Origin of the sequence: Pseudonocardia terrae (assembly GCF_021343995.1) — a bacterium.
Lineage (GTDB): Bacteria > Actinomycetota > Actinomycetes > Mycobacteriales > Pseudonocardiaceae > Pseudonocardia > Pseudonocardia terrae.
Genome location: NZ_JAJTTE010000054.1, coordinates 26,026 through 44,008, shown reverse-complemented (window position 1 = coordinate 44,008; position 17,983 = coordinate 26,026). Strand labels below are relative to the sequence as shown.

The 17,983-nt window shown below is 74.5% G+C and carries 20 protein-coding genes; 9 read left to right on the top strand and 11 right to left on the bottom strand.

Annotated features, from left to right (window positions below):
- Nucleotides 1-629 precede the first annotated feature (629 nt).
- The 4 genes from LWC33_RS27800 to LWC33_RS27785 all read right to left on the bottom strand — a co-directional run bounded on the left by LWC33_RS27800 (nt 630) and on the right by LWC33_RS27785 (nt 3,378).
- Nucleotides 630-1,163 carry a hypothetical protein gene (locus LWC33_RS27800; protein ID WP_233307648.1) on the bottom strand — a complete coding sequence of 178 codons (534 nt, stop codon included), beginning with the start codon at nt 1,161-1,163 and terminating at the stop codon, nt 630-632.
- Nucleotides 1,164-1,234: 71 nt separating this feature from the next.
- Nucleotides 1,235-1,687: a hypothetical protein gene (locus LWC33_RS27795; RefSeq protein ID WP_233307647.1), complete on the bottom strand. Its 453-nt coding sequence runs from the start codon at nt 1,685-1,687 to the stop codon at nt 1,235-1,237.
- On the bottom strand, nt 1,684-2,430 hold the full coding sequence (locus LWC33_RS27790) for an SDR family oxidoreductase (protein ID WP_233307646.1): 747 nt from the start codon (nt 2,428-2,430) through the stop codon (nt 1,684-1,686). The genes LWC33_RS27795 and LWC33_RS27790 overlap by 4 nt, the downstream gene beginning before the upstream one ends.
- Nucleotides 2,431-2,445: 15 nt before the next feature.
- Nucleotides 2,446-3,378 (bottom strand): RNA polymerase sigma-70 factor, encoded by a 933-nt coding sequence (locus LWC33_RS27785; protein ID WP_233307645.1) that lies wholly within the window; start codon nt 3,376-3,378, stop codon nt 2,446-2,448.
- A 76-nt stretch (nt 3,379-3,454) separates the two neighbouring features.
- On the opposite strand from LWC33_RS27785, the gene LWC33_RS27780 reads away from it, so the two are divergent.
- The 4 genes from LWC33_RS27780 (at nt 3,455) to LWC33_RS27765 (ending at nt 6,880) form a co-directional block, all read left to right on the top strand.
- Nucleotides 3,455-4,531 carry a serine hydrolase domain-containing protein gene (locus LWC33_RS27780; protein WP_233307644.1) on the top strand — a complete coding sequence of 359 codons (1,077 nt, stop codon included), beginning with the start codon at nt 3,455-3,457 and terminating at the stop codon, nt 4,529-4,531.
- A gap of 4 nt (nt 4,532-4,535) precedes the next feature.
- The gene (sigJ, locus tag LWC33_RS27775) at nt 4,536-5,414 is read left to right on the top strand and encodes an RNA polymerase sigma factor SigJ (RefSeq protein ID WP_233307643.1); all 879 of its coding nucleotides are present in this window, start codon (nt 4,536-4,538) and stop codon (nt 5,412-5,414) included.
- 73 nt (nt 5,415-5,487) lie between these two features.
- Complete coding sequence (locus LWC33_RS27770; RefSeq protein ID WP_233307642.1) at nt 5,488-6,213, top strand: HNH endonuclease family protein; 726 nt, start codon at nt 5,488-5,490, stop codon at nt 6,211-6,213.
- Between the two features lie 133 nt (nt 6,214-6,346).
- Nucleotides 6,347-6,880, top strand: a complete 534-nt coding sequence (locus tag LWC33_RS27765) for a DUF732 domain-containing protein (protein ID WP_233307641.1) — start codon at nt 6,347-6,349, stop codon at nt 6,878-6,880.
- Here LWC33_RS27765 and LWC33_RS27760 read toward each other — a convergent pair.
- The 4 genes from LWC33_RS27760 to LWC33_RS27745 form a co-directional block, all read right to left on the bottom strand.
- On the bottom strand, nt 6,862-7,452 hold the full coding sequence (locus LWC33_RS27760; protein ID WP_233307640.1) for a carboxymuconolactone decarboxylase family protein: 591 nt from the start codon (nt 7,450-7,452) through the stop codon (nt 6,862-6,864). The genes LWC33_RS27765 and LWC33_RS27760 overlap by 19 nt on opposite strands.
- 70 nt (nt 7,453-7,522) lie before the next feature.
- Nucleotides 7,523-8,935, bottom strand: a complete 1,413-nt coding sequence (locus LWC33_RS27755) for a deoxyguanosinetriphosphate triphosphohydrolase family protein (RefSeq protein WP_233307639.1) — start codon at nt 8,933-8,935, stop codon at nt 7,523-7,525.
- An 11-nt stretch (nt 8,936-8,946) separates the two neighbouring features.
- Nucleotides 8,947-9,564: a YdcF family protein gene (locus LWC33_RS27750; protein ID WP_308191019.1), complete on the bottom strand. Its 618-nt coding sequence runs from the start codon at nt 9,562-9,564 to the stop codon at nt 8,947-8,949.
- 152 nt (nt 9,565-9,716) lie between these two features.
- Entirely contained in the window at nt 9,717-10,760 is a 1,044-nt protein-coding gene (locus LWC33_RS27745) for an XdhC family protein (RefSeq protein WP_233307638.1), read from the bottom strand.
- Between the two features lie 208 nt (nt 10,761-10,968).
- On the opposite strand from LWC33_RS27745, the gene LWC33_RS27740 reads away from it, so the two are divergent.
- The 3 genes from LWC33_RS27740 to LWC33_RS27730 all read left to right on the top strand — a co-directional run bounded on the left by LWC33_RS27740 (nt 10,969) and on the right by LWC33_RS27730 (nt 14,322).
- Nucleotides 10,969-12,336: a hemolysin family protein gene (locus tag LWC33_RS27740; protein WP_233307637.1), complete on the top strand. Its 1,368-nt coding sequence runs from the start codon at nt 10,969-10,971 to the stop codon at nt 12,334-12,336.
- Complete coding sequence (locus tag LWC33_RS27735) at nt 12,333-13,319, top strand: CNNM domain-containing protein (RefSeq protein WP_233307636.1); 987 nt, start codon at nt 12,333-12,335, stop codon at nt 13,317-13,319. Before LWC33_RS27740 ends, LWC33_RS27735 begins: the two co-directional genes overlap by 4 nt.
- Nucleotides 13,320-13,455: 136 nt before the next feature.
- Complete coding sequence (locus LWC33_RS27730; RefSeq protein WP_233307635.1) at nt 13,456-14,322, top strand: type IV toxin-antitoxin system AbiEi family antitoxin domain-containing protein; 867 nt, start codon at nt 13,456-13,458, stop codon at nt 14,320-14,322.
- Between the two features lie 69 nt (nt 14,323-14,391).
- Here the strand turns inward: LWC33_RS27730 and LWC33_RS27725 are convergent, their stop codons facing one another.
- Nucleotides 14,392-15,789: a glycine--tRNA ligase gene (locus tag LWC33_RS27725; RefSeq protein WP_233307634.1), complete on the bottom strand. Its 1,398-nt coding sequence runs from the start codon at nt 15,787-15,789 to the stop codon at nt 14,392-14,394.
- An 87-nt stretch (nt 15,790-15,876) separates the two neighbouring features.
- Complete coding sequence (locus LWC33_RS27720; RefSeq protein WP_233307633.1) at nt 15,877-16,203, bottom strand: antibiotic biosynthesis monooxygenase; 327 nt, start codon at nt 16,201-16,203, stop codon at nt 15,877-15,879.
- 107 nt (nt 16,204-16,310) lie between these two features.
- Here LWC33_RS27720 and LWC33_RS27715 point away from each other — a divergent pair, with 107 nt between their 5' ends.
- Nucleotides 16,311-16,682, top strand: a complete 372-nt coding sequence (locus tag LWC33_RS27715) for an ArsR/SmtB family transcription factor (protein ID WP_372476704.1) — start codon at nt 16,311-16,313, stop codon at nt 16,680-16,682.
- Nucleotides 16,679-17,080, top strand: a complete 402-nt coding sequence (locus tag LWC33_RS27710) for a Fur family transcriptional regulator (protein WP_233307631.1) — start codon at nt 16,679-16,681, stop codon at nt 17,078-17,080. The genes LWC33_RS27715 and LWC33_RS27710 overlap by 4 nt, the downstream gene beginning before the upstream one ends.
- A 28-nt stretch (nt 17,081-17,108) precedes the next feature.
- Here LWC33_RS27710 and LWC33_RS27705 read toward each other — a convergent pair whose 3' ends face one another.
- Nucleotides 17,109-17,882 carry an SDR family NAD(P)-dependent oxidoreductase gene (locus tag LWC33_RS27705; protein WP_233307630.1) on the bottom strand — a complete coding sequence of 258 codons (774 nt, stop codon included), beginning with the start codon at nt 17,880-17,882 and terminating at the stop codon, nt 17,109-17,111.
- Nucleotides 17,883-17,983: the final 101 nt, after the last annotated feature.

Below are 17,983 nucleotides of genomic sequence, written 5' to 3'. Positions count from 1 at the left end.
GGACCGACGATTTCCGACCCTCCACGTCCACGAACCACGATCATGGGCAGAGCGGTGGGACTCCGACCGCCCGCGCCGGCGACCAGCCGCGAGCCGCCGACAGCCCGCTCCGACCACCGAGGCCGGGATCCGCCCGAGTCGAGATCACCGCTTTTGGACGTGGACCGACGAATTCCGACCCTCCACGTCCACGAACCACGATCATGGGCAGAGCGGAGGGACTCCGACCGCCCGCGCCGGGGACCAGCCGCGAGCCGCCGACAGCCGCTCCGACCACCGAGGCCGGGATCCACCCGAGTCAAGATCACCGCTTTTGGACGCGGACCGACGATTTCCGACCCTCCACGTCCACGAACCACGATCATGGGCAGAGCGGTGGGACTCCGACCGCCCGCGCGGGGGACGAACCGCGAGCCGCCGAACCCGCCGCCTGATCCGCAGCCACCGCCTCATCCGCAGCCACCGCCTGATCCGCAGCCACCCCCTGATCCGCAGCCACCCCCTGATCCGCAGCCACCGCCTGATCCGGAGCCGTGATGAAGGGCGAAGGGGTGGTCCGCCGGACCCGCGGACCCCGTTCTTCCCTTGATCACGACGGCCGGGGCCACCTCCGGCCGCGCACCACGAACTCAGCTGAAGCGGGAGACCCGGCGCTGGAGCGGGATGACCGGGGCGAGTGCGGTGCGCTGCAGGGGCAGGCTGATCTCCCGCGCCGCGCCCCGGACCGTCAGCGTGCGCCGGGTCTGCTCGGGTGCCGCGACGGGTTCGGCCTGCTCGGCGGGGCCGGCCTGCACGGGCACGTCCACGCCCGCCGGTGTGCTTCCGCGCTCCTGCACGGGCACCTCCACCCGCGGCGTCGCACCCTTCGGCGCCCTCTCCGACGCCGCACCCTCCGGGGCAACACCCCCCGGCGCCACGCCCTCCGACGCCGCACCTGCCGACGCCGCACCTGCCGACGCCGCACCCTCCAGGGACATCGCGACGGACTCGACGGACGCCGGGACCGGCAGGGTGCCCACCGCACCACCGGGGAGTCGCCGCCTGCGGGGGCCGACCAGGTCGGCCAGGAGCGGCGCGCCGGCGACCAGGAGCAGCACGGCGATCGCGGCGGCGGCACCGAGCGCGGTCAGCGTGTCGGCGAAGGGTCCGGCGGAGTAGCTCATGCCCTACGAATCTGCCCGAAGAAGCTGAGCGTTACATCAGTCGGAGGTAGGAGGAGGCGAAAGATGCTCCGTCATTCGGAGGAGTGAACGACACGCCGGTGCGACACACCCACGCGGAGTGTCGCGACGAGGACCGCCACCCCCACCCCGAGCTGCAGCGCGAACCCGACCGTCTGGGCCACGGCGTCGACGGCCGGGAACCCGTGCAGGTGCAGGCTGTGGAACACCGCGTGCGGCACCGTCGCGGTCAGGAACGCCAGCAGCACGACGACGGTCAGCCGCCGCTCCGGCCGCAGGGCCGCCCCGACCAGGGCGACGGTGAGGGCGAGGCTCAGCGCCCCGACGTCGCGGACCAGGTGCTCGTTGTACGGCGGCAGCAACGACACCCACGGGTGCCCGGGCGCCGGGAAGCCCACGTAGAACCACGCCGGGGCGAACAGCGCCCACGCCCCCACCACGACCTCGGTGAACGCGAGGAACCACAGTCCGGCGCGCACCGCCGGCCCGGCCACGACCGGCCTCACCGCCCCACCCCCGCAGCCTGCAGGTACTGCTCGAAGGTGATCCGGCCGGCGGCGTGTTCCGGCGCCAGGTTCGCCCCGCCCCGCACCGCGGCCGCCAGCCGTCCGGGCACCGGGAGGGTCACGACCCGGCGTCGTCGGCCATCGGCGGCGAGCCAGGCCCGGGCGAGGTCGTCGAACGCCCGCACCTCCGGCCCGCCGAGGTCCGCGACCCGACCGGCGGGCGGACCGGCGGCCAGCGCGGCGAGCCGCCCGGCGACGTCCCGCACGTCGACCGGTTGGAACGCCACCCCGCGCGGCACCGCCAGCACCCCCGGCACCCGGCCGAGCGCCCCGAGCATCGCGACGACGAGGTCGTGGAACTGCGTGGCGCGCAGGATCGTGTGCGGGAGGCCCGAGTCGGCGAGCAGCCGCTCGACGGCCAGCTTCTGCCGGTAGTAGCCGAACGGGATGCGGTCGATCCCGACGATCGACACGTACACGAGGTGCGGCGAGCCGTTCCGTCGCACCGCCTCGACCAGCCGCGCCGAGGTCTCGACGTCCTTGCGCCCGGTCGCGCAGTGCACCACCACGTCGCAGCCGCGGACGGCGGCGTCGATCCCCTCGCCCGTCGCGAGGTCGCCCACCACGTGTCCGTCGCCGGGCCTGCGGCTGAGCACCCGGGCCGGCCGCCCGTCCTCCCGCAGCCGTTCGACCAGGACCCTGCCGAGGGTGCCCGTCCCCCCGGTCACCAGCGTGTCCGCCATGTCGGACTCCTTCCGTCAGGAGAGGTGACCGGGCAGCGCCTCCGAACGTGACAGCTGCCCCGCGAGGAAGGCGAGCTTGTCGGGGTTCAGCACGAACCGCAGCCCCGTGACCTGCGATCCCGACCGCTCGATCGCGAGCACCGAGGTGAGCCCCCCAGAGCGCAGGGCGAGCACCGCGGGCTCCCCGTTCACCTGAGCGACCCGCCCCTCCAGGCCGGCGGTGAACTTCGCGAACACGCCCGCCAGGAACCGCGCCACCTCGGCACGGCCGCGCACCGGTCGTCGTGCGGCGCTGACCCGGCCACCGCCGTCCGACCAGGCGGTGACGTCGGCGGCCAACAGGGCCTCCAGCTCGGCGATCTCGCCCTCGCGGGCGGCCGCGAGGAACCTCTCGACGAGGGCGCCCCACGCCGCCGGGTCGGCCTCCGGCGGGTCGGCGGGTGCCTCGGCGAGGTGCCGCCGGGCACGCGTGTGCAGCTGACGCGAGTGCGCCTCACCGATCTCGAGGATCGCCGCGACCTCGGCGTGCGTGTGCCCGAAGGCCTCCCGCAGCACGTAGACCGCGCGCTCGAGCGGGGTCAGCCGCTCCAGGGTCACGAGCAGCGCCAGCGACACCGACTCGCGTTGCGCCGCCGTCTCCGCCGGCCCGACCGCGGGATCGGTCGTGAGGATCGGTTCCGGCAGCCAGGGCCCGACGTACGCCTCGCGGCGGGCCCGTGCCGAGGTCAGCCGGGTCAGGCAAAGCCGGGTCAGCGCAGTCGTCAGCCAGGCGCCGGGGTTCGCGACGGCCGCGTGGTCGACGCCCGACCACCGCAGCCAGGCGTCCTGCACCGCGTCCTCGGCGTCCTGCGCCGAGCCGAGCAGGCGGTAGGCGAGCCCGAACAGGCGCGGCCGCTGGTCCTCGAAACCCGCCAGCGCGTCCCCGTCGAGATCCCTGTCGAGATCCATGTCGAGAAGACTGCCATCGCTCCGACCGATGACCGACGGCGGCGGCGCCGGTCCACCACCCCGGAGAGGAGTCGACATGACCGACGTGCAGGAGATCGTGGCGGAGAAGGCGGAGGAGCTGGTGCGGTCCGGCGGCGAGCGGGGCCTGCAGGTCGCCGCGTACGTCGACGGACGGCCGGTGGTCGAGGTAACCGCGGGCGTCGCGGATCCCGCCACGGGCCGGCGGGTCGAGCCCGGGACGCTCTTCTCCAACTGGTCGATCGGCAAGGGCGCCACCGCGACGCTCGTCCACCGCCTGGTCGACGACGGCACGCTGACCTACGACACCCGCGTCGCCGAGGTGTGGCCGGAGTTCGCGGCCCACGGCAAGGACGCGGTCACCGTGCGGCAGGCGCTCGACCACAGCGCCGGCGTCCCCGGCCTGCCCGCCGGCGTGACGGTCGACGACGTCTGCGACTGGTCCCGCATGGTCGCCGCGCTGGAGCAGGCGGAGCCGTGGTGGGAGCCGGGCACCGCCGTCGGCTACCACGCGTACACCTTCGGCTTCCTCAACGGTGAGATCGCCCGCCGGGCGAGCGGCCGCGAGCTCGCCGACCTGCTCGGTGACCTGACGACGGCGATCGGGTTCCCCGGCGAGATCCGGTTCGGCACGGCCGACACCTCGGCCCTGGCCGTGCTCGAGGACGCGCCGATGCCGGAGACGGCCGACTTCACGCTGCCCGAGGACATGCTCCGGGCCGTCCCGATGGCGCTGTTCCCGACCGCCGCGCTCGGCGCCGACCCGCGGATCCTCGCCGCGGACATCCCGGCCGGGGCGAAGGTCTCCGCGCGGGGGATCGCCCGGATGTACGCGGGCTGGCTCGACGGCACCGTGGTCTCCCGCGGCCTGGCCTCGGGGGCCTACACCGAGTCGTCGTCGGGGACGGACCGGGTCTACGGCAACCCGAGCCGGTGGGGCCTCGGGTTCGGCCTGGGCCTGCCGTGGGACCAGGAGGGCACGCCGCGGGTGTTCGGCATGGCGGGCGCGGGCGGCACTTGGGCCGGCGCCGACCCGGACCGCGGCGTCGCCGTGGCCGTTACGCGGAACGTGATGAGCATGGACTTCGAGACCGTCCGGGTACTGGTCACGGCGGTGCTCGACGCGGTCCGATAGGCGGGTGGACTTCGAGGAGCTGCGGCCGCACCTCCTGCGCGTCGGGTACCGGATCACCGGCAGCCTGGCCGACGCCGAGGACGCCGTGCAGGAGGCCTGGCTGCGCTGGTCCGCCCACGAGGCGGAGGTGCGGGACCCGCGGGCCTGGCTGACGACCGTGGTCGGCCGGATCTGCCTGGACCGGCTGACCTCGGCGGCGGCCCGGCGGGAGACGTACGTCGGGCCGTGGCTGCCCGAGCCGCTGGTGACCGCGCCCGACGACGAGGGCCCGCTCGCCGCCGTCGTCCGCGGGGAGGACCTGCGACTGGCCGCCCTGTTGCTCCTCGAGCGGCTCACCCCCGCCCAGCGGGTCGCCCTGGTCCTGCACGACGCGCTGGGCGAGGCCCATGCGGAGATCGCCGCCGTGCTGGGCTGCAGCGAGGCGGCGGCGCGGCAGCACGCCGCGCGGAACCGGCGGATCGTGGCCGGGGCCGGGCCGCTCCCACCCCGGGTGCCGGCCGCGGCCGAGGAGAAGGTGCTGGCCGCGTTCGCCGACGCCCTGGCCCGCGCGGACCGGCAGGCGCTGCTCGGGGTCCTGCACCCGGACGTCGTGCTGACCAGCGACGGCGGCGGCGCGGTGCGGACGGCGCTGCGGCCGGTCGTCGGGGCCGAGCCGATGGTCCGGCTCCTGGCCGGCCTCCTGCGGCAGTACGGCGCCGACCTCGACCCGGCCGGCTGGATCCCGGTGCGGGTCAACGGCGAGCCCGGCTTCGCCACCCCGGCCACGGCGGGGGTGACGGCCTCGGCGACGGCGATCACCGTCGTCCTCGACGAGGCGGGCGAGCCCCGCATCGCGGCGGCCCGGCAGGTGATGAACCCGGCGAAGCTGCGCGTGTGGTGGTGACACGTGTGGCAGTGATGCAGTCGTCACGGCGTGTCACCACGGCGCCCCGGCTGCGGGACGGCAGGATCGTCCGGTGCACGGCGCCCGGATCCTCACCGCAGTCCTTCTCGTCCTCCTGACGGCGTCCGGGTGTGCCACCCTCGCCGACCGGTACACGCCCTTCACCGCCCCGGCCGCGGCACCGACCGGCACCGCCGCACAGGCCCTGGAGAAGCTCGCGGTGAAGGGGCGGGCCCCGAAGACCGGGTACGCTCGCGACCAGTTCGGCCCCAGCTGGTCCGATGTCGACCGCAACGGCTGCGACCAGCGCAACGACGTCCTCGCCCGGGACATGACCGGCGAGACCTTCAAGCCCGGTACGCACGACTGCATCGTCCTCACGGGCACGCTCGCGGACCCGTACACCGGGAAGACGATCTCCTTCACCCGCGGCCAGGGCACGAGCGAGGCCGTGCAGATCGACCACGTCGTCGCCCTGTCCGACGCCTGGCAGAAGGGCGCCCAGCAGCTCGACGCCGACACCCGCAAGCGCCTCGGGAACGACCCGCTGAACCTCCTCGCCGTCGACGGGCCCACCAACAACGCGAAGAGCGACGGCGACGCCGCGACCTGGCTCCCGCCGAACCGCGCCTTCCGCTGCGACTACGTCGCCCGGCAGGTCGCCGTGAAGGCCAAGTACCAGCTGTGGGTCACCCAGGCCGAGCACGACGCCATCGCCGGTATCCTCGCGGGGTGCCCCGGTGAGCCGATCCCGGTGGACGACACCGTGCCGGGCGCGGTTCACTCCTCCGGGGCGTAAGGCCCGCCCCCGAGAAGGCGATGAACCGGGGGACGGGGTTTCGCGGCAGTCGGGGGGAACGATGGCCGGGCACGAGAACGGGCACCCGGTGCCGCGCCAGCGCGGACCGGTGGGCACACCGCCGGGATCCCCCGTGCCCGCCGGCCCCCCGGGGCGTCACGTCTCCGGGCCCCGCCACGCCCCACCGCAGGTCCCCGCGCCGCGTGATCCGTCGCTCGGGCAGCGGTTCGCACCCTCCGCCCCGCCGCCCGGGTACGGGGTGCCGGGGTACGGGCCGCAGCCCTACACCCCGCCGCTCCCGCCCGCGCCGGCCTCACGCGTGCCGCGGTGGGTGCTGCCCGCCGCGCTGGTCGCCGTGATCCTCGGCGCCGGCGCCGCCATCGGCGGGATCTCCGCGGCGGCCCTCGCCACCGGCACCGGCGACACCACGACCGTCGCCGCCGGCACCGGGGACCGCGCCTTCCTGGCCGCGGTGTCGACCCGGCCGGCGCTGGCCGAGGTCCCGCCGGACACGTTGATCGAGGTCGGTCACGGCGTCTGCTCCTCGCTCGAGGGCGGGGCGACCCGCGGCGAGCTGGTCTCCGCGGCGGTCTCGGCGGGCTTCGGCACCCGGGACGCGCAGGTCCTGGTCGACGCCGCCCACACCAGCTACTGCCCGGCGGTCTGAGCCGCACGCGGTGCGCCGAGCCGCACGCGGCAGGCCGCGTCGAAGCCCTGGTCGACGATGCCGAGGGCGTTGTTCGCCCGCGCCCGCTGGTTCTCGACGGCGATCGCCTGGGTCAGCTCCAGCAGCCCGGCCCGGCCGAACTCCCGCTCCAGCTCCGCGACCTGCGCGTCCGTGACGGTGGGCGGCGTGGCGGTCATCGCGTCGGCGTAGGCCACCGCGAGCCGCTCGGCCGGCGAGTAGAGCGGGTCGGTGGCGTAGTCGTCGATACGGGCCAGGCGGTCGACGTCCAGCCCGTCGAGCCGCTGCAGCATGGTGCCGAAGTCGACGCACCACGAGCAGCCGACGACCGTCGCCGTCCGGTACACCGCGAGCTCCCGCACCCGCGCGGGCAGCACCCGCGCGGCCCGCTCGTGGGCCAGCTCGCTCACCAGCCCGGACCAGAACAGCCCGCGGTGGTGCCGGGCCACGGCGAAGGGCTCCGGCACCGCGCCGAACCTGCGGCGCGCCAGGCGGTAGACCAGCCGGCCGAGCACACCGGCCTCGGCCTCGGGAACGGCGGGAATGCGTGCCATGTCGTCCTCCTCGGGTCGGGTACCGGGGAGACGCCGTCGCGGTGACGTCCGTGACGCGCTGTGCCTCAGGTCACTCGGGAGGCCGGCACAGGCGCCGGTGCCAGGCGGTCGCGCCGGCGTCCGTCAGCACCGCCACCTGGTCGACGACGACCCGCAGCCGGGCGGCGTCGTCGCCGGCCGCGGCCCATTCCCCCGCCCGCACCGGGTCGAGGCTGGCCGGCGCCCCGGCGAGCAGGGCGGCGCCCAGCTCCTTCAGCAGCTCGCGCTGCCGCGCCTGCATGCGGAGCCGCTCCGGGTCGCTCATCACGTACCGCAGGGCGACGGCCTTGAGCAGCGCCACCTCGGCCGCCGCCTCGGGCGGGACCACCAGGTCCGCGGTGTAGCGGAGCACCGGCCCGTCGCCGTGGGCGTCGAGCGTGGCGTCGGTGGCGGCCCGTACGAACCGCCCGACGAGCTCGCTGGTCAGCCGCTTGAGCGCGGCGTGCGCGACGGCGGGCGCGGTCGCGGTGTCGAACCCCTTCACCGCGCTGACGACGGGCAGCCGCGCGAGTTCGGCGGCCGCGACCTCGCAGGCGGCCGGGTCGGCGCCGAAGTGCGTGGCGGCCAGGAGCGCGAGCACGGCGCGCTCCTCCGGTGCGGCCAGCGCCGCCAGGTCGATCCGGCCGGAGAGGATCCCGTCCTCGACGTCGTGCACGGAGTAGGCGACGTCGTCGGACCAGTCCATGACCTGGGCCTCGATGCAGCGCCGGGCTCCGGAGGCGGAGCTTGCGGAGCCGACCGTCGACCCGGAGGCGGAGCTAGCGGGGCCGACCGTCGACCCGGAGGCGGAGCTTGCGGAGCCGACCGGCGGCTCCGGCGCTCCTTCGCGCACCCAGTCGAACACCACGCCGTCCTCGGCGTAGGCGCCGAACTTCCGCTCCTCGCCGCGCCGCCGCCAGGGGTACTTGCAGCTGGCGTCGAGCGTCGCGCGGGTGAGGTTGAGGCCCCCGGGGTGCTCCCCGGCCTCGTCGACGACGGCGACCTTCGGTTCGAGCCGGGTGAGGATCCGCAGCGTCTGGGCGTTGCCCTCGAACCCGCCACAGGCCGCGCCGAACTCGTCGAGCGCGCGCTCGCCGTTGTGCCCGAACGGCGGGTGCCCGATGTCGTGCGCGAGCCCGGCCGTGTCGACGACGTCCGGGTCGCAGCCCAGCTCCTCGGCGATCCCCCGGCCGATCTGCGCGACCTCCAGCGAGTGGGTCAGCCGGGTCCGCGGGATGCCGGTGATGTCGGCGGCCTCACCCGGCCCCACGACCTGCGTCTTCCCGGCCAGCCGGCGCAGCGCCGCGGAGTGCAGCACCCGGGCGCGGTCCCGGGAGAACGGCGAGCGCTTCTCCGCGCGGTGCTGCTCGCCGAGCCCGGACCCCTTGGGGGGCTCGGGGAGCAGGCGGGCGCGGTCGTGGTCGTCGTACCCGCGGCGGGCGGGCACCGGGACCGTCGCGGTCATGGCCGGCGCCCTCAGCCGAGCCCGGTGTTCTCGGTCTCGGCCGAGGCATGGGTGAGCCGGTAGTACAGCAGCGCGGCGGTCTCGCGGAGGATGTAGCGCGCCTGCGTCTCCCGGGTCTGCACCACGGGCCCGCTGCGCGTCGGCGACGTCCAGGCCTCCAGCCCGGAGTCGCGGGCCATGGTGCGGGCCCGCAGCGAGTGCCACGGGTCGCTGACGATCAGGGCGGTGTTCCAGCCGTCCTGGCTCGCCCGGGCCGCGACGGCCTTGAGGCTCCCCAACGTGTCCGCGCCCTCGGCGACCGTGGTGATGGCGCTCGCGGGCACGCCGTTGCGCTCCAGGTACCGCGTGCCGGCCTCGGCCTCGGTGTACTCGTCGCCCGCGCGGTTGCCGCCCACGGTGACGATCCGCGGCGCCAGGCCCTCCTGGTACAGCGCCGCCGCGTGCCGCAGCCGCGCGGCGAGGATCGGGCTGGGCTCCCCGTCGTACTGCGCCGCCCCGAGGACGACGACGGCGTCGACCGCCCGGTCCCCGTCCACCCGGGCGGTCTGCCAGACCCGGAACATGGTGCCGCCCAGGATGATCGCGGCGGTGAGCAGCGTGCCGACCACCAGCCGGGCGGCCCAGGTCAGCCCGGTGCGGGGGCGGGACGTGGGTGCGGTGGGATCCGGGTCGACGTCGGGACGCCGGGGGTCGCGCACGTGCCGGAGCCGGACGGTCTCCGGCTCACGAACACCCCGGCGGGCACCCCGGACGGCACCCCGCCGGTGCCCGATCGGTGCGCTCACCCCCCGATCTTCCCGTCCGACGTGCCCAACGCGCGGGCGGCGCGCCCGGCGCGGGCTGCGATGACCTCGGCGACGATCGAGACGGCCGTCTCGGCGGGGGTGCGGGCGCCGAGGTCCAGGCCGACCGGGCCGTGGATCGTCGCCAGCTCCTCCTCGGTGACGCCGGCTCCCAGCAGCCGCTCGCGGCGGGCGGCCTGGGTCCGGCGCGAGCCGAGGGCGCCGAGGAAGCCCCGGCCGCGGCGGATCCCGTCGAGCAGCATCGCGTCGAACCGCGGGGCGTGGTCGAGGAGGACGACGACGTCGGCCTCGGTGAAGGCGGAGACCGCGGCCCGGGCCTCGTCGAGCTCGGTGACGGTGCGGCCGGCCCAGCCGAGCAGCGCGGCCTGTGCGAGCAGCGCCTCCCCGATCGCGCCCGAGCCCACGACCAGCACGGACGGCACGGGGACCCACAGGTCGAGCAGGATCTCGGTGTCGCCGACGGTCCGGCGCTCGGTCACGGTGGCGCCGCGGCGGAGCAGGTCCCGGGCGGCCTGGGCCGCCTCGGCGTCGAGCCCCGGGGTGCCGTCCCCGAGCGTGCCGTGCACCTGCTCCAGGTCGGCGCCGGTGAGCACCAGCGCGGCCGCGCCGTCGATCGTCGAGACCAGCGCCGCGGGACGGGCCTCGTCGAGCGCGGCGCCCAGGGCCTCGGCGAGGGCCGGGGGCAGGGGGTGGCCGAGCAGCGTCGCGCCGCCCGCGCACGCCAGCCCCGCCTGCAGCGCCGCGCTCTCGGCGACGTGCGCGGTGCGGGTCTGCGGGAGCCCGGCCGCCTCGCCGGCCAGCGGGACGGCGGAGTCGTCGAGCGCACCGAGGTAGAGCAGGCCCGCGGTCTCGCCGCTCGCGGTCCCGGCCAGCAGCTGGCCGGACTCGACCGTGCCGAAACCGTGTCGGTCCAGGACCCGAACGACGCCGATCGAGCCGGCGCCGCCCGCGGCCCAGCGGCGCAACGCGGCCCCCAGCTCACGGCGGGGATCGGGGGCCGGGGACGTGGTGGGGGCGGTCACGAGCGCCAGGGTAGCCATCGGGACCGACGACCGGGCCCCGCCCCGACCGGGTGCTGCTGCGGCGCGCCGGGAACCGGGACGGCACCGTCGTCGTTGTCCGGGAAACGGACTTTCCACCCACGACTCGTCCCGGAGCCATGGACCCCTCCTGTAGTACCGGCACCGTCCTGCGCGGACGGACACGCCCCTCCCCCGCCGGGGCGATCGCGTGACGATCCTCGGCATCCTCCTCGGTGTGCTGGTCGTCGTGGGCATCACGGCCCTGACCGGCTTCTTCGTCGCCCAGGAGTTCGCATACATGGCCGTCGACCGGTCGCGGCTCAAGGCCCGCGCGGCCGAGGGCGACACGGGCGCCGAGCGCGCCCTCGCGGTCACCCGGCGCACCTCGTTCATGCTGTCCGGTGCGCAGCTGGGCATCACCGTCACGGGCCTGCTGGTCGGGTACGTCGCCGAGCCGCTGATCGGCGAGGGCGTCGGCACGCTGCTCGGCGGCGCCGGCTGGGCCGTCGCGGCCGGCACGGTCTTCGCGCTGCTGCTCTCGACCGTGGTGCAGATGGTTTTCGGCGAGCTGTTCCCGAAGAACCTCGCGATCGCCCGCCCCGAGCCCGTCGCCCGCCGGCTGGCGCTGCCCACCACGATGTACCTGGGTGCGTTCGGCTGGCTCGTGCGGGTCTTCGACGCCGCCTCGAATTTGCTGCTCAAGGCCCTGCGCATCGAGCCGGTGCACGACGTCGAGCACGCGGCCACCCCACGTGACCTCGAGGCGATCATCGACGAGTCCCGCGACAGCGGTGACCTGCGTCCCGACCTGTCGACGATGCTCGACCGCGTCCTCGACTTCACCGACCGCCCCGCGCGGGCGGCGATGATCCCGCGGCCGCGTGTCACCTCGGTGCGGGCGGACCTGCTCGTGCCCGAGCTCGCCGAGGCGATGGCCGCGGGGCACTCCCGCTACCCGGTGCTCGACGAGACCGGCGAGGAGGTCGTCGGCGTCGTCTGCCTGCGGGACCTGCTCGCCCTCGAGGGGCGCGACACGTCGGCCCTGCGGGTCGCGGAGGTCATGCGCCCCGCCGTCGTGGTGCCGGCCTCGCTGCCGCTGCCCGCGGTCGTGGCCGCGCTGCGCGAGGCGGGCGACGAGTTCGCCTCCGTGGTCGACGAGTACGGCGGCCTGGCCGGCGTGATCACGCTGGAGGACATCGCCGAGGAGCTCGTCGGCGAGATCACCGACGAGCACGACCCCGCGCTCGCCGACCGCCCGGTCGGCGCCCCGGACGGCTGGGTCGTCCCCGGCACCCTGCACGTCGACGAGGTCGAGCGGCTGATCGACACCGACCTGCCCGCGGGCGACTACCAGACCGTCGGCGGCCTGGTGATCGCCGAGCTGCAGCGGCTGCCCGAGCCCGGCGACGTCGTCACCGTGCTGCTGCCGCGGGGTGCCGAGTCGGAGGAGCCCGCCCGCGAGCTGCGGATCGAGGTCCTGGAGGTCGCGCGGCGGGTGCCGGAGCAGGTCCGGGTGCGGGTGGTGGAAGCCGTGGACGCCCTGGAGGCCGCGGTTCCGGCGGAGGTGGAGCGATGACCGCCGTGTCGATCGTCGTGTCGATCGCGCTGGTGGCGCTGTCGGCCTTCTTCGTGGCCGTCGAGTTCGCGCTGGTCGCGGCCCGTCGGTACCGGCTGGAGGAACAGGCCGGGCACAGCGCCTCCGCCCGCGCCGCCCTCCGCAGCGCCAAGGACATCTCGCTGCTGCTCGCCGGTTCCCAGCTCGGCATCACCCTGTGCACGCTCGGTCTCGGTGCGGTCGCCAAGCCGGCCGTCGACCACGCCCTCGAGCCCGTGTTCGTCGGGTGGGGGCTGCCGGCCGGCGCCGCGAGCGTCGTGTCGTTCGTGCTGTCACTGGTCGTCGTGACGTTCGTGCACCTCGTCGTGGGCGAGATGGCGCCGAAGTCCTGGGCCATCGCGCACCCCGAGCGGTCGGCGACCCTGCTGGCGCTGCCGATGCGGGCGTTCATGTTCCTCACCCGGCCGGTGCTGGTGGCGCTCAACGGGATGGCGAACTGGTGCCTGCACCGCGTGGGCGTCGAGCCGGTCGACGAGATGGCCTCCGGCCGCAACGCGGACGACCTGCGCCAGCTCGTGGACCACTCCGCGCGGGCCGGCGCACTCGACGAGGAGCGGCGCGACCAGCTCGTCACCACCCTCGAACTGGACCGGGCGCCGGTGCGCTCGCTGGTGCACCCCGACCCCGCGGGCGTGTCCCCCTCGGACACCGTCGCGCGGATCCGCGAGGTCTCCCGGGAGAGCGGGCACCTGCGGCTCGTGGTGCGGGACGGGGACCGCGTGACCGGCTTCGTGCACGTCCGGGACACTCTGGGCAAGCCGGGAACGGTGCGCGCCCGCGACCTCGTCCGGGACATCCTCACCTTCCCGGCCGACACCCCCGTCCACCAGGCCCTGGCCACCATGCGGGAGAAGCGGGGCCAGCTGGCGCTGGTGACGGAGGGCGACACCTTGCTCGGCATCGTCACGATGCAGGACGTCGTCGACCGCCTCCTCCCCGCCTGACACTCAAGATCACCGCTTGCGACCGCGAACCGACGATTCTGACGGCTCTCCGGTCGCAGGCGGTGATCATTCACAGAAGTGACGGGTACGCCCGAACAGGCTCGGGGGCCGTCGCGGGCGGGTCATCCTCGCGAGCGTGGATCTCGACGCCCTGCTCCGCCGGCAGAACGGCGTGCTGTCGTTGGATCAGGCACGGGCATGCGGCCTGTCCGACCGCACGATCGAACGCCGTGTCGCAGCCGGACGTTGGGTGCGCCTGCACCCACGCGTGTACCTGGTGAGCGGCTACGCCCTCGACACCGCCGGACGCATCCGTGCGGCCTCGCTGTGGCTGGCCGACGACGCCGTCGTCTCCGGACCGGCGGCCGCCTACTGGCACGGGATGCTCGATCGGCTCGACGGCGATGTGGACGCGACGATCCCGGCCCGGCTGCACCGCTCGGCACGCCCCGGGGTGCGCATCCGTCGCCGCGACCTCAGCTCTGTCGATCGTTGCCGGCGTCGTGGTCTGTGGGTGACCGCGATCCCGCTGACCGCGCTGGAGACGGCGGCGCGACTCCCGGACGGGGCGGCCTTCCTCGATCGTGCCCTCCAGCGGTACACGTCCTTCGCGGATGTCCACGCGGCCTACAACCGCATGCTGGGTGCCCACGGCTCGGCACGCGCGGGTCGGTTGCTGCGGGCCGCGGCCGACCGGGCGAACTCGGAGGCGGAGCGCCTCCTGCTCGGGATCCTGCGGGAAGGCGGCGTGGCCGGCTGGGTGCTCGGCCATCCCTTCGGGCCGTGGACCATCGACCTCGCGTTCGTCGAGCGCCGGCTGGCGATCGAGTTCGACGGCTGGGCGTGGCACACCGATCGCGACCGGTTCGTCAGCGACCGCCGCAAGGGCAACGCGCTGGTGGGCGCGGGCTGGACGCTGCTCCGCTTCACCTGGGCGGATCTGACCGAGCGACCCGACCGGGTCCTGGCACAGGTCCGCAGCGCGCTCAAGCGCGCAGCATGATCATCGCCTGCGGCCGGAGAACCGTCAGAATCGTCGGTCCCCGGTCGCAGGCGGCGATCAAGAAGTGCGTCAGCAGCCCAGGAGCCGCTGGGCGAGGTAGCCCTCCACCTGGTCGAGCGGGATGCGCTCCTGCGCCATGGTGTCCCGCTCCCGGATGGTGACGGCCTCGTCCTGCAGGGTGTCGAAGTCGACGGTGATGCAGAACGGGGTGCCGATCTCGTCCTGGCGGCGGTAGCGGCGGCCGATGGCGCCGGCGTCGTCGAACTCGACGTTCCAGTGCTTGCGCAGCGCGGCGGCCAGGTCCCGCGCCTTGGGCGAGAGGTCCGCGTTGCGGGACAGGGGCAGCACGGCGGCCTTGATCGGGGCGAGCCGGCGGTCGAGCCGGAGCACGACGCGCTTGTCGGTGCCGCCCTTGGCGTTGGGCGCCTCCTCCTCGTGGTAGGCCTCGATGAGGAAGGCCATCATCGAGCGCCCGACGCCGGCGGCCGGCTCGATGACGTACGGCCGGTACCGCTCCTTCGTGTTCTGGTCGTAGAAGGAGAGGTCGACGCCCGAGTGGTTCGAGTGCGTCGTGAGGTCGAAGTCGGTGCGGTTGGCGATGCCCTCGAGCTCGCCCCACTCCTGCCCGGTGAACTCGAACTTGTACTCGATGTCCACGGTGCGCTTGGAGTAGTGGGAGAGCTTCTCCTTCGGGTGCTCGTAGTGGCGCAGGTTCTCCCGCGCGATCCCGAGGTCGACGTACCAGTTCGTGCGCTCGTCGATCCAGTACTGGTGGAGCTCCTCGTCCGTGCCCGGCTCGACGAAGTACTCCATCTCCATCTGCTCGAACTCGCGCGTGCGGAAGATGAAGTTGCCGGGGGTGATCTCGTTGCGGAAGCTCTTGCCCATCTGGCCGATGCCGAACGGCGGCTTCTTGCGCGAGGTCGTCTGCACATTGAGGAAGTTGACGAAGATGCCCTGGGCGGTCTCCGGGCGCAGGTAGTGCAGGCCCTCCTCGGACTCGACCGGCCCGAGGTAGGTCTTGAGCATCATGTTGAAGTCGCGGGGCTCGGTGTACTGGCCGCGGGTCCCGCAGTTGGGGCACGGGACGTCGGACAGGTCCTCCTCCGACGCCTCCTTGCCGGTGCGCTCGGTGTACTCCTCGGCCAGCTGGTCGGCGCGGAAGCGCTTGTGGCAGTGCTGGCACTCGACGAGCGGGTCGGTGAACACGCCGACGTGCCCGGAGGCGACCCACACCGGGCGCGGCAGGATCACCGACGAGTCGAGGCCCACGACGTCCTCGCGGCCGGTGACCATGGACTTCCACCACTGCCGCTTGATGTTCTCCTTGAGCTCCACACCGAGGGGCCCGTAGTCCCACGCCGACCGGGTACCGCCGTAGATCTCACCCGACGCGAAGACGAATCCGCGGCGCTTGGCGAGCGCGACGATGGTCTCGATCTTGGCGGAACTGGGCTTGCTGGCCACGGAGGATCTCCCGGGAACGGTCTGGGGCGACCCCGCCGGATGCGGGGGCGGAATCTCCAGGGTATCGACCGGCACGAACGGGTTCGGCTAGTCCCCCGCCCGCAGCGACGCCCGCCGCTCGACGACGCCGCCCGTGGCCCCGAGCAGCGTCTCGTACGTGGCCGGGGAGTCGGCCAGCGCCTCGGACAGCAGCGGGACGACGTGCTCGCGCACCGGGAAGGGCGACAGGGCCCGCCGGTAGGCGTCGACCCCGGTGAACCGCACGGTGAGCACCCAGTGCGCCGGGTCGTCGGCGGCCCGGCCCGCCTCCCCGCCCAGGCAGCCGGCCTGCGCGGTGAGCAGCTCCAGCGCGTGCGCGAGCCGGTCGGCGAAGCTCCCGGGATCGGCGGGGGCGAAGCGACACACGAGCAGCACCCGCGGACCCTACCGCGTAGTTGAAAACGCCTATCATGGCCAGTGCGGCCCGGCGAGGCTCCGACGCGACCGAGGGCGCGGCCGCCGCCCCCGGGGACTGGACGGTCATGTCGATCACGCCGCCCGACACCACCCATGCGAGCACCGCGCACGGGAGCACGCTGTGCCCGGCGGCCGGGCCCGCCCCCGTCCACCCGCCGCGCACCCTCGCCGCCGCGGGCGACCTGCTCCGCGCGCTCGCCGCACCCGTCCGGATCGCGATCGTGCTGCAGCTGCTCGACTCCCCGCGCTGCGTGCACGACCTGGTCGACGCCCTCGGCGTCACCCAGCCCCTGATCAGTCAGCACCTGCGCGTGCTCAAGTCCGCCGGGGTGGTGGAGGGCGAGCGCAGGGGACGCGAGGTGGTGTACTCGCTGGTCGACGACCATCTCGCGCACATCGTCGTCGACGCGGTGGCGCACGTTCAGGAGGACGCATGACCACAGGCGGCACCAGGGTGCTGCGGGCGACGAAGCAGCGCGCCGCCGTCTCCGCCCTGCTCGACCGGCTCCCCGACTTCCGCTCGGCCCAGGAGATCCACGAGGAGCTGCGGCGCAGCGGCGAGGGCATCGGCCTGACGACCGTGTACCGCACCCTGCAGACGATGGCCGACGGCGGCGAGGTCGACGTCCTCCGCAACGCCGGCGGCGAGGCCGTCTACCGCCGGTGCGCGTCCGACGAGCACCACCACCACCTGGTCTGCCGGCGCTGCGGCGCCGCGGAGGAGATCGACGCGCCGGCCGTCGAGGAGTGGACGCAGCGGGTCGCCCAGGAGCACGGCTTCACCGAGATCTCGCACACCGTGGAGATCTTCGGCGTCTGCCGGTCCTGCGCCTGATCGGCAGGACCGGCAGCCGCCGGGACCGTCAGGACTTCGGGGGCATCCGGATCGCGCCGTCGAGCCGGATCGTCTCGCCGTTCATGTAGTCGTTGGTGAGCACCTCGACCGCCATGGAGGCGTACTCCTCGGCCTTCCCGAGCCGGTTCGGGTAGACGACGCTCTGGCCGAGCGCGGCCTTGAAGGCCTCCGCCTTCTCGCCCTCGCCGTAGATCGGGGTGTCGATCAGGCCGGGGGCGATGGTGTTGACGCGGATGCCGTGCCGGGCCAGGTCGCGGGCCATCGGCAGGGTCAGGCCGACCACGCCGCCCTTCGACGCCGAGTACGGCGTCTGGCCGATCTGGCCGTCGAAGGCCGCCGCGGAGGCGGTGTTGAGGATCGCGCCGCGCGAGGTGCCGTCCTCGAGCGGGTCGGTCTTCGCCATCGCCGACGCCGCGAGCCGCGCGCAGTTGTAGGTGCCGGTCAGGTTCACCCGCACCACGAACTCGAAGGTCTCGAGCGGGACCGGCTCCAGGTCGCGGCCGATGATCCGGGCCGCGCGGCCGAGGCCGGCGCTGTTGACCAGGATGCGCAGCGGGCCGAGCTCCGAGGCCGCCTCGACGGCCGCCTTGACCTGCGCCTCGTCGGCGACGTCGGCCTTCGCGAACACGCCCCCGATCTCGGCGGCGACCTTCTCGCCCCGGTCCTCGTTCAGGTCGAGCACGACGACCTTCGCCCCGCGCTGGGCCAGCAGCCGCGCGGTCGCCTCCCCGAGACCGGACGCGCCGCCGGTGACGACGGCCGAGGCTCCCGTGATGTCCATCAACGTCTCCTCTCGCACGGCGGCCTCGGTGCCGCCGTGATGCACGTGCATTCTTCTCCCACTCTGCTGTGCCGACGGCGTGCTGTCGACCACATCGGGGC

Excerpts from the sequence above, each read along its gene's own strand:
- LWC33_RS27800 (WP_233307648.1), bottom strand. The coding sequence starts at position 1,163 with ATGAGCTACTCCGCCGGACCCTTCGCCGACACGCTGACCGCGCTCGGT.
- LWC33_RS27790 (WP_233307646.1), bottom strand. The coding sequence starts at position 2,430 with ATGGCGGACACGCTGGTGACCGGGGGGACGGGCACCCTCGGCAGGGTC.
- LWC33_RS27785 (WP_233307645.1), bottom strand. The coding sequence starts at position 3,378 with ATGGATCTCGACAGGGATCTCGACGGGGACGCGCTGGCGGGTTTCGAG.
- LWC33_RS27780 (WP_233307644.1), top strand. The coding sequence starts at position 3,455 with ATGACCGACGTGCAGGAGATCGTGGCGGAGAAGGCGGAGGAGCTGGTG.
- LWC33_RS27760 (WP_233307640.1), bottom strand. The coding sequence starts at position 7,452 with ATGGCACGCATTCCCGCCGTTCCCGAGGCCGAGGCCGGTGTGCTCGGC.
- LWC33_RS27755 (WP_233307639.1), bottom strand. The coding sequence starts at position 8,935 with ATGACCGCGACGGTCCCGGTGCCCGCCCGCCGCGGGTACGACGACCAC.
- LWC33_RS27735 (WP_233307636.1), top strand. The coding sequence starts at position 12,333 with ATGACCGCCGTGTCGATCGTCGTGTCGATCGCGCTGGTGGCGCTGTCG.
- LWC33_RS27715 (WP_372476704.1), top strand. The coding sequence starts at position 16,311 with ATGTCGATCACGCCGCCCGACACCACCCATGCGAGCACCGCGCACGGG.
- LWC33_RS27710 (WP_233307631.1), top strand. The coding sequence starts at position 16,679 with ATGACCACAGGCGGCACCAGGGTGCTGCGGGCGACGAAGCAGCGCGCC.
- LWC33_RS27705 (WP_233307630.1), bottom strand. The coding sequence starts at position 17,882 with ATGGACATCACGGGAGCCTCGGCCGTCGTCACCGGCGGCGCGTCCGGT.